The sequence below is a fragment of the Deinococcus fonticola genome, from assembly GCF_004634215.1.
Classification (GTDB): Bacteria; Deinococcota; Deinococci; order Deinococcales; family Deinococcaceae; genus Deinococcus; species Deinococcus fonticola.
In genome coordinates this window covers 1-922 of the sequence record NZ_SMMH01000105.1, presented here as the reverse complement: position 1 = coordinate 922, position 922 = coordinate 1, and the positions used below count along the sequence as shown (strand labels likewise).

General features: G+C 54.9%; 1 protein-coding gene. It reads left to right on the top strand.

The features are described from left to right. The first annotated feature begins 73 nt into the window (after positions 1–73). A complete protein-coding gene (locus E5Z01_RS19255; RefSeq protein ID WP_167758034.1) occupies positions 74–679 on the top strand; it encodes a transposase in 606 nt (201 codons plus the stop codon). Positions 680–922 lie beyond the last annotated feature (243 nt).

Here is a 922-nt window from a genome sequence, read left to right as displayed (position 1 = left end):
ATCTGGTCTTCGGTAAACTGACGGATTTTCATGACTGGGCCTCGCTTTCCAGCTTAGGGCTGGGTTCGAGCCTTTGTCTCTAGGGACTCACCGTCCAGTTTCTGGGGAGCACTCCAGTCATCATCGCATCCTGCTGGCGTGTGAGCGGCTGTTTGCCGACTTTGGACTTTCCCTGGCGACCACTGAACACGAGGAATACGCCGTTATTGACTCCATCCCGATCCCTATTTGCCGTGGTGCCCGCTATGACCGCCCGCGTGAGCAGGTGGAAGCGAGTGGAGGCCGGGGCAGTTTGGGCTGGATCATGGGATACAAGCTGCACGCTGTCGTGAGTGCTGGGGGCATGTTCAAGCGTTTTGCTGTGGTGGGCGCAAATGTGGCTGATCCCACCGTTGCCAAAGTCTTGCTTAACCCTCGCATTGACGATCTCAGCGCAGTCCTGGGGGACTGCGCTTATCTGGGTTGTGGTGTCACCGCACCGAGTCGTTCCAATGCCAAGAAACCTACGACCTGGACGACAGCCATGCGAAAAACACGCAAGATGGTTGAGACGGTCTTCTCCAGAATGGTGCGTTGTGGCCTGTTAGTGTTCGGGCAACTCAATTCCTTCCGGTCAGTACGCACAAAAGTCTGCCGCAAAGTCGCCATGCACAACTTGCTCCTCTACCTCACCCACTGATCCCCCCGCACCCGAGGTTACCTGCTTCTGAAAAGCAATAATTATGCGGCCTTCGTCAATACGCTGAATGCTTTACGTCAACGGGCAGATGAGCTTGGCGATATGGATTCCTATATACGGCGATTAGGGGTTGACATTTCGTGTCCAGAATGGCAAAGGGATGAAGGTGTTGACGCCTCATCCCGACTACAGTTTAATGCCCATCCCCCAGGCCGCAACGCTGATTGCCTTTCAGGTTCAATT